Below are 1,974 nucleotides of genomic sequence, written 5' to 3'. Positions count from 1 at the left end.
TTGGCACCTTCATCAAACGCCCACACTTATCGACTGTAAATTTTTAAAGAACTTTGTTTGGTACTGCCTTGCTGCACTTGACGAAGCGTTGTGTTCGTCAGCAGCAGAGAAGCGAGAGTATGCAGTGTTTCGCCTAACTCGTCAACCCCTTCGTTTCGCTTCGTTGCAGATTTTCCTGCGGACCTCGTCTTGGTAAGCACTTGATTACCTTAACGTTTTCGGTCGGTGCCGAAGCGGAGGCGAACTATAACAAAGTCATACGCTCGCCGCAAGGGGCCGCGTGATATTCCTCTCGCAATAGTGCGGTTTGAAAATTCTAGCCCGGCCTCGGTGGCCCCCCGCACTGATCACGCAGCGACTTAATCAAAGCTGTAGAGCGATGGCTGCGTCCCGGTCGGATTTATCTGAAGATATTGAGTTGCGGCAAACGACAGCTCAGTACGGACTGCTAGCATTTTTATCTGCCCAGCCCAGAGGGAATCATGAATACAACCGGCCTGCTCAAGCTCTGCCTTTTCTTGACGCTTTTTTCCCATCTTGGCGCGGCCGCGGGACCGCCGGCGAAGAAGCGGGCGTGGATCACGATCGGCGACGCTGCCTTTCGGCAGGCGAAGAGCTTCGCTCCCGATATGGTGTCGATCGCCACCCGCCAGCTCAGTTCGGGCGATACGTCGGAAAAGGTAAATGCGGTCGTGATGGACGAAGGCCGGCTTACGGCGGTTGCCGGAGCCATCCACCAGCGGATAGGCCAATGCGGCGGCTTCATGTATCACGCGACCGAGGCCGAAGCGCGTGCCGCCCTCGCCTGGCGCCAGGTGGAACCGGCGCTGCGTTCGTATGTAATCAGCCAGCGTGAACTGGTCGAGCCCATGCTGGCGAACATGCAGGAGAAGAATATTGAGGCGACTGTATTGACCCTGAGCGCTTTTATCAATCGCTATTACGCGAGCCGGTCCGGCGTCGACGCGTCGAACTGGCTCCTGTCGGCATGGCGCGAGTTGGGCGCCGGCAGGGAAGATATCTCGGTTGCCCAGGTTGCCCACAAAGGCTACCCGCAGCAGTCCGTGACTTTGACCATCGCAGGCACGGACCTGGCCTATGAAACCGTGGTGGTCGGCGCGCATCTCGATTCCATTCTTGGCTTCGGCATGAGCGACACGGCGCGGGCACCAGGAGCGGATGACGATGCATCCGGCGTTGCAAGCATGACCGAAGCGCTGCGGGCGATCATTGAAACTGGCTACCGGCCGCGCAGGACAATTCAGGTCATTGCGTATGCAGCGGAAGAAGTAGGACTACGGGGATCCGAGGACATCGCGCGCCAGTTCAAACAGGCCGGGCGACAGGTTGCGGGTGTGCTGCAACTCGATATGACCAATTACAAGGGCGCGGCCAATGACATCTATTTGTTCACCGATTACACGAACGCCCAGCAGAATGCCTTCATCGCCCAGCTTGCCAGCGTCTATCTGCCTGGATTGAAGGTCGGCTATGACAAATGCGGCTATGGATGCTCGGACCACGCAAGCTGGCACGCCCAGGGCTACCCGGCATCGATGCCGTTCGAGTCGTCGTTTGCGCGCGATAATCCGTACATCCACACTGCCAGGGATACCTTTGCCAACTCGGGCGGGCAGACTGCGCACGCGCTGAAGTTCGCACGCCTGGCTGCGGCTTATATGGTGGAGCTTTCAGGGGAATTGCGGCGCAACCGATGAAGGGGCCCAAAGCTGGAACCGGCCAATGATTAACTAGCCTGGTTCGTGCGCTATACAAGCGACGTAATCGCAAAAAAAACCCACCCGGAGTAAGAATGCGCAGTGCGCATTCACGGGCCACGTCTGAACTTAGACGCAAAAAAGCCCGTCCAGATCACTGGACGGGCTTTCTCTTATAACTAGCCTGACGATAACCTACTTTCACACTGGTTGCAGCACTATCATCGGCGCAAAGTCGTTTCACGGTCCTGTTCGG

2 protein-coding genes are annotated in these 1,974 nt (G+C 57.3%); both read left to right on the top strand.

Annotated elements, in window-relative coordinates:
- A partial coding sequence (locus tag HGB41_RS23300; protein WP_212761078.1) for a hypothetical protein occupies positions 1-196 on the top strand: 196 nt, incomplete at its 5' end.
- A 286-nt stretch (positions 197-482) separates the two neighbouring features.
- A complete protein-coding gene (locus HGB41_RS23125; protein WP_171088666.1) occupies positions 483-1,718 on the top strand; it encodes a M20/M25/M40 family metallo-hydrolase in 1,236 nt (411 codons plus the stop codon).
- Positions 1,719-1,974: the final 256 nt, after the last annotated feature.

The sequence above is a fragment of the Telluria aromaticivorans genome (assembly GCF_013003915.1).
In the GTDB taxonomy this organism is placed as follows: domain Bacteria; phylum Pseudomonadota; class Gammaproteobacteria; order Burkholderiales; family Burkholderiaceae_D; genus Telluria; species Telluria aromaticivorans.
Note: the sequence above shows the minus strand (reverse complement) of the source record. Positions and strands in the feature narration are given on the sequence as shown.

Excerpts from the sequence above, each read along its gene's own strand:
- HGB41_RS23125 (WP_171088666.1), top strand. The coding sequence starts at position 483 with ATGAATACAACCGGCCTGCTCAAGCTCTGCCTTTTCTTGACGCTTTTT.